Source organism: Rheinheimera sp. (genome assembly GCF_030824435.1).
GTDB lineage: Bacteria > Pseudomonadota > Gammaproteobacteria > Enterobacterales > Alteromonadaceae > Pararheinheimera.
In genome coordinates this window covers 1-6,734 of sequence record NZ_JAVBXS010000070.1, presented here as the reverse complement: position 1 = coordinate 6,734, position 6,734 = coordinate 1, and the positions used below count along the sequence as shown (strand labels likewise).

Here is a 6,734-nt window from a genome sequence, read left to right as displayed (position 1 = left end):
AGTCCGTCCGTATCTATAATACCCGCCGTCCTCACCTTGCACTAAAATACAAAACGCCCGATGAAGTGCATCGGGCGTTTTAATGAAATAAGGGTCAACTTATTTCAGGACTAGTCACTGACAGTTCAGCAATATTCAACGTTGGTGATTTCAAACTCAACCACACCATTAGGAGTGTTGATATTCACCACGTCATCCAGTTCTTTCCCAATTAAACCACGGGCTATTGGCGAATTCACTGAAATCCGGTTGTTTTTGATATCCGCTTCGTCGTCACCAACTATGCGGTAAGTTACTTCTTCTTCGGTTTCCAGGTTCAGAATAGTGACTCTGGTACCAAAAATAACCTTGCCATTATTGGGTAACTTTGTGATGTCGATGATCTGAGCATTGGACAACTTGGCTTCAATGTCCTGAATACGACCTTCACAAAAACCCTGTGCTTCACGTGCCGCATGATATTCAGCGTTCTCTTTCAGATCGCCGTGTTCACGGGCTTCGGCTATAGCCTCAATAATAGCCGGACGTTTAACACTTTTTAACTCATGCAGCTCGTCGCGCAGAGCCTGCGCGCCTTCCACTGTCATCGGGATTTGAATCATCCGTTTACTCTCTTGTGTAACTCCTGCACTGAATTGACGGTGGCAAAAGCATTGGCTGCATTTGCTTTACAAGTCGCAAAAGCAGCATTCAGTGTGGTGGTGTAATTTGCTTTATGTTGCAGCGCGCCACGGCGTAACACTTTTGAATCCTCAATGGCCTGACGACCTTCGGTGGTATTGACTATGTAGCTGTATTCACCGTTTTTGATCCGATCCAGAATGTGCGGGCGGCCTTCAAACACTTTATTCACTGCACGGCAAGGAATACCTGCCGCAGCCAGAGCTGCATGGGTGCCCCCTGTTGCATCCAGTTCAAAACCCAGAGCAACCATGGTTCGTGCCAGCTCAACCACGCGCACTTTATCGCTATCACGCACTGAAAGTAAAGCGCGGCCACCTGTTGGGATCACTGTGCCTGCACCTAACTCACTCTTGGCAAAAGCTTCGGCAAAGGTTTCACCCACGCCCATCACTTCACCTGTTGAGCGCATTTCGGGGCCTAACAGCGGGTCAACACCAGGGAACTTGTTAAATGGGATCACCACTTCTTTGACTGAAAAATAAGGTGGAATAATTTCTTTAGTCACACCCTGCTCTTTCAGCGAACGGCCAGCCATACAACGGGCACCGACTTTGGCCACTGCAACACCAGTTGCTTTAGACACAAAAGGCACGGTACGGGCAGCACGTGGGTTCACTTCAATCAGGTACACTTCGTTGTCTTTCACTGCAAACTGGGTATTCATTAAACCAACCACACCCAATTCCAGCGCCAGCTTTTTCACCTGTTCGCGCATTACATCCTGAATTTCTTTGCTCAGGCTGTGTGGCGGTAATGAACAGGCTGAGTCGCCTGAGTGCACACCGGCTTGTTCAATGTGCTCCATAATGCCACCGATAATGACTTCGGTGCCATCACAAATGGCGTCGATATCCACTTCAATTGCATCATCAAGGAAACGGTCTAACAACACCGGTGAGTCATTTGACACACTGACAGCTTCAGTCATATAACGACGTAAATCCTGGTCGTCATAGACAATCTCCATAGCGCGGCCACCCAGTACATAAGATGGGCGAACCACCATGGGGTAGCCGATATCCGGCGCTTTGTTAATGGCTTCTTCCAAGCTTGTGACAGTGGCGTTTTTCGGCTGTTTTAAGCCTAAACGCTCAACCGCCTGCTGGAAACGTTCACGGTCTTCAGCACGGTCAATGGCGTCAGGTGATGTACCAATAATTGGCACGCCGTTCGCTTCTAAAGCGCGGGCTAATTTTAGCGGTGTTTGACCACCATATTGCACTATCACGCCTTTTGGCTGTTCTTTACGCACTATTTCCAGCACGTCTTCCAGCGTAATAGGTTCAAAATACAAGCGGTCTGAAGTGTCGTAGTCGGTTGATACTGTCTCAGGGTTACAGTTCACCATAATGGTTTCATAACCATCTTCACGCAGCGCTAAAGCGGCGTGTACACAGCAGTAGTCAAATTCAATACCCTGACCAATCCGGTTTGGGCCACCGCCGATAATCATAATTTTATCGCGAGTGGTTGGCGCTGCTTCACACTCTTCGTCATAAGTGCTGTACATATAAGCGGTGTCTGATGCAAATTCGGCAGCGCAGGTATCCACACGTTTATAGACAGGGTGTAAACCAAAACCATGGCGTTTTTTGCGCACTTCAGCTTCTGCCACACCTAAGATGTCGGCAATACGTTTGTCGGCAAAACCTTTACGTTTTAACACTGTTAAACGGGCTTGATCCAAACCGGCAAAACCACCGGCTTTTACCGCAGCTTCTTCTTTAATCAAATCTTCAATCTGCACCAGGAACCATGGGTCTATGTTGGTCAGTTTAAAAATCTCATCCATGCTCATGCCAAAACGGAAAGCATCACCAATGTACCAAATACGATGTGAACCAGGTTCACGCAGCTCACGGGTGATTTTCTCTTTGGCTTCAGGGGCATGAATGTCGATGATAGGGTCTAAACCACAAACACCAATTTCCAGACCACGTAACGCTTTTTGCAATGATTCCTGCTGGTTACGGCCAATCGCCATCACTTCACCAACAGATTTCATCTGGGTGGTTAAACGGTCATTGGCACCAACAAATTTTTCGAAGTTAAAACGTGGCACTTTAGTGACCACATAGTCGATGCTTGGCTCAAAAGACGCCGGGGTGCGACCACCGGTAATGTCATTGGCCAGTTCGTCCAGTGTGTAACCAATCGCCAGCTTGGCAGCCACTTTGGCAATAGGGAAACCTGTTGCTTTAGACGCTAAGGCTGATGAACGTGACACCCGTGGGTTCATTTCAATAATGACCATACGGCCGTCAACAGGGTTAATACCAAACTGCACGTTAGAACCACCGGTTTCCACGCCAATTTCACGCAGCACCGCCAAAGAGGCATTACGCATGATTTGGTATTCTTTGTCGGTCAGGGTTTGTGCCGGCGCCACAGTGATAGAGTCACCAGTGTGCACGCCCATTGGGTCAAAGTTTTCGATAGAGCAGACAATGATGCAGTTGTCGTTTTTATCCCGCACCACTTCCATTTCATATTCTTTCCAGCCAATTAAAGATTCATCAATCAGCAACTCTTTGGTGGGTGATAAATCCAGGCCACGGGTACAAATTTCTTCAAACTCTTCGCGGTTATAAGCAATACCACCGCCTGAGCCGCCCATAGTGAATGAAGGACGGATAATACAAGGGAAACCAATGGTTTCCAGCACCTGATAGGCTTCTTCCATCGAGTGGGCAAAACCGGCACGTGGGCAAGCTAAACCAATAGAACGCATGGCTTTGTCAAAACGGCCACGGTCTTCGGCTTTATCAATGGCATCGGCGGTGGCGCCAATCATTTCCACATTGTATTTAGCCAGCACACCATGACGTTCTAAATCCAGCGCACAGTTTAATGCTGTCTGACCGCCCATGGTTGGCAACACTGCACATGGACGTTCTTTTTCAATAATCTTTTCAACAACCTGCCAGTGGATAGGCTCGATGTAGGTGGCATCCGCCATCTCAGGATCTGTCATGATGGTGGCTGGGTTAGAGTTCACCAGAATAACCCGGTAACCCTCTTCACGCAGCGCTTTACAGGCCTGAGCGCCTGAATAGTCAAATTCGCAGGCCTGGCCTATCACAATAGGACCAGCGCCGAGGATCAGAATACTTTTAAGGTCGGTACGTTTTGGCATGTCTCGTCTCTTTTCCTGGCTTATTTGGCTTTGGCTTGGGTCATTAAATCAATAAAATGGTCAAACAATTCAGAGGCTTCATGCGGCCCCGGGCTGGCTTCTGGGTGACCCTGGAAGCTGAACGCCGGTTTGTCAGTGCGGTGAATGCCCTGTAATGAACCGTCAAACAAAGATTTATGAGTGGCACGCAAGTTGGCTGGCATCGTAGCTTCATCTACCGCAAAACCGTGGTTTTGCGCTGTAATAAGCACCTTTTTGCTGTCCAGATTCTGCACCGGGTGGTTACCACCGTGGTGGCCAAATTTCATTTTTAAGGTTTTGGCTCCGCTGGCGAGCGCTAATAACTGATGGCCTAAACAAATACCAAAGACCGGAATGTCGGTTTTCAGGAATTCTTCAATCGCTTTGATAGCGTAATCACAAGGGGCCGGGTCGCCAGGGCCGTTGGATAAAAAGATGCCATCCGGGTTCATCGCCAGCACTTCAGCCGCTGTTGTTTTGGCCGGAACTACAGTTAATTTGCAACCGCGGTCGACCAACATACGTAAAATATTGCGTTTCACACCAAAATCGTAAGCAACCACGTGAAACTTAGACTCAGGCGCTTTTTGGTGACCCTGGCCTAATTTCCAGCTTCCTTCAGTCCACTGGTAAGCTTCAGTGACTGTGACTTCTTTGGCTAAGTCCATACCCGACAGGCCCGGGAAACTGCGCGCCAGCTCTAATGCTTTGGCTTCGTCGATGTCGCCTGCCATTAAACAGCCGTTTTGAGCGCCTTTTTCACGCAGGATGCGGGTTAACTTACGGGTGTCGATGTCGGCGATGCCGAGAATGTTGTGGTCTTGAAGATATTGACTAAGAGAACGTTGATTGCGGAAATTGCTGGCAAGAAGAGGAAGGTCACGAATAATCAGGCCCTTGGCCCAAACTTTACCGGATTCTTCATCTTCATCATTGGTGCCGGTATTACCAATGTGGGGATAGGTCAGCGTGACCATTTGCTCAGCATACGAAGGATCGGTCAAAATTTCCTGATATCCTGTCATCGAAGTGTTAAACACTACTTCACCAACAGAAAAACCTTCAGCGCCAATGGCTGTACCGCGAAATACGGTGCCGTCTTCCAGTACGAGCAGGGCGGACTTAGTCAAGGTAACCTCCAAACAGCAAAAAACGGGCGAAAACTGACAATGTTTTACAACCCGTTCTGACCCAAAATTGTGTACTCTTTATTGCGCTTTGGCTGTTGCATTCTTCTTACTGATGAATTTATTCACCAATAAACAGCGACCAACAGACCCTTCAGGCAAACCGCAGTATTTTAGGCTATTTGCTGGATTTGGTCTAATCCTTTTTTGAAAAATTATAAAAATAACGGTTTTGCAGCAATTTTGCGAAGAATGACCCAAAAACCTAAGATAAGTCGGCCAAACCCAGCACTTGCTGCATAGAATAAAGTCCGGGCTGTTTATTTTGCAACCAAAGCGCTGCACGCAAAGCGCCCTGGGCAAAAGTGCTGCGACTGGACGCTTTATGGCTGATTTCCAACCTTTCACCCAGGTCAGCAAAGAGTGCGGTATGGTCACCAATGATGTCGCCACCCCGTACTGTGGCAAAACCAATGGTTTGTTGGTCGCGCTCGCCGGTAATACCTTCACGGCCATACACAGCACACTGGCTTAAATCGCGGCCTATGGCTTTGGCAATGCTGTTGCCAATAGCGAGCGCAGTGCCGCTGGGTGCATCTTTTTTAAAGCGATGATGCGCTTCAATAATTTCGATGTCAGCAGTTTGTCCCATCACTTTGGCGGCGGTTTGCACCAGATGCAGCAACAGGTTCACGCCCACACTCATATTGGGCGCCCACACCACCGGAATATGCTCACTTGCGGCTTTTACTTTGGCGTATTGTTCATCAGACAACCCTGTGACCCCAATCACCATGGCTTTTTTCACCTGCACTGCCAATTCCAGCTGCGCCAGCATGGCTTCGGGCATCGTAAAATCGACCCAGACATCGGCTTGTTGCACTGAATTTAAACAGGTTTCGCTAAGTGCCAAGCCCAACTTGCCACAACCTGCCAGTTCACCGGCATCTACCCCAACCAAGGTTGAGCCCTGACGTACTGTTGCCTGGGTCAGATTCAGTTTTTGCTCGGCGGCCACTGTCACCAAAGCACGCCCCATCCGGCCATTGGCGCCAAAAATACCTAAAGTTGTCATGCGATTACCTTTTTGTTTTGCAGTATGAACAGGGCGAAACCTGCCTTTTATCCATTAGCCCGGCGCAGTGTGGCAAAACGCCGTTTTTAACTTAAATGGTTGGCTTAAATAGCTAGCTTAAATAGTTGGATTAAATAGTTAGCTTAAAATGGTTAACTGAAATAGTTAACTTAAATAAGCCGCCAGTTCATCTTGTTGCTTTAACAAATCCTGATACAAGCGGATTTGATTGTGCGCCCTTTGCAAATTGTGATTGTCGCGTTTTACCGCAAAATAAACATCACCATTCAGGTGATCCGCCAAAAAGCGAATGCCAATCATCAAACACATTATTTTGGCGCCCAGTAATAAACTGTGTTGTTCAGCCTGGGTGATAACGCCAGCCAAACCTGTTAAATACCCTTCGGCCAAAGCTTTAAAAATCTCAGGACGGATTTTGACAGCTTCTGTATTTAACGAATCTTCCGGCTCAGGCGAGCAACAGGTACGCACCATATCGCCAAAATCAAATAACCAAAAACCCGGCATGCAAGTGTCGAGATCTATAGCGGCGATGCCACGCTGCTGCTGCTCTGAATACAGCATGTTATTGATTTTAGTGTCGTTATGACAAACCCGAAGCGGCAGGTTCTGGCAAAGTTGTTCAAGTTCGACCACCAGATGTTGTTGGGCCAGACAAAAATCAACCAGC

General features: G+C 48.0%; 5 protein-coding genes. All 5 read right to left on the bottom strand.

The window, feature by feature from the left end:
• Positions 1 to 125 precede the first annotated feature (125 nt).
• Positions 126 to 602: a transcription elongation factor GreA gene (greA, locus tag RCH83_RS13310; protein WP_306522890.1), complete on the bottom strand. Its 477-nt coding sequence runs from the start codon at positions 600 to 602 to the stop codon at positions 126 to 128.
• Complete coding sequence (gene carB / locus RCH83_RS13305) at positions 599 to 3,820, bottom strand: carbamoyl-phosphate synthase large subunit (RefSeq protein WP_306522888.1); 3,222 nt, start codon at positions 3,818 to 3,820, stop codon at positions 599 to 601. The genes greA and carB overlap by 4 nt, the downstream gene beginning before the upstream one ends.
• 20 nt (positions 3,821 to 3,840) lie before the next feature.
• A complete protein-coding gene (gene carA, locus RCH83_RS13300; RefSeq protein ID WP_306522886.1) occupies positions 3,841 to 4,971 on the bottom strand; it encodes a glutamine-hydrolyzing carbamoyl-phosphate synthase small subunit in 1,131 nt (376 codons plus the stop codon).
• Positions 4,972 to 5,233: 262 nt separating this feature from the next.
• Complete coding sequence (gene dapB, locus RCH83_RS13295) at positions 5,234 to 6,043, bottom strand: 4-hydroxy-tetrahydrodipicolinate reductase (protein ID WP_306522884.1); 810 nt, start codon at positions 6,041 to 6,043, stop codon at positions 5,234 to 5,236.
• Between the two features lie 165 nt (positions 6,044 to 6,208).
• On the bottom strand, positions 6,209 to 6,734 hold a 526-nt coding region (locus tag RCH83_RS13290; protein WP_306522882.1), incomplete at its 5' end, for a phosphotransferase.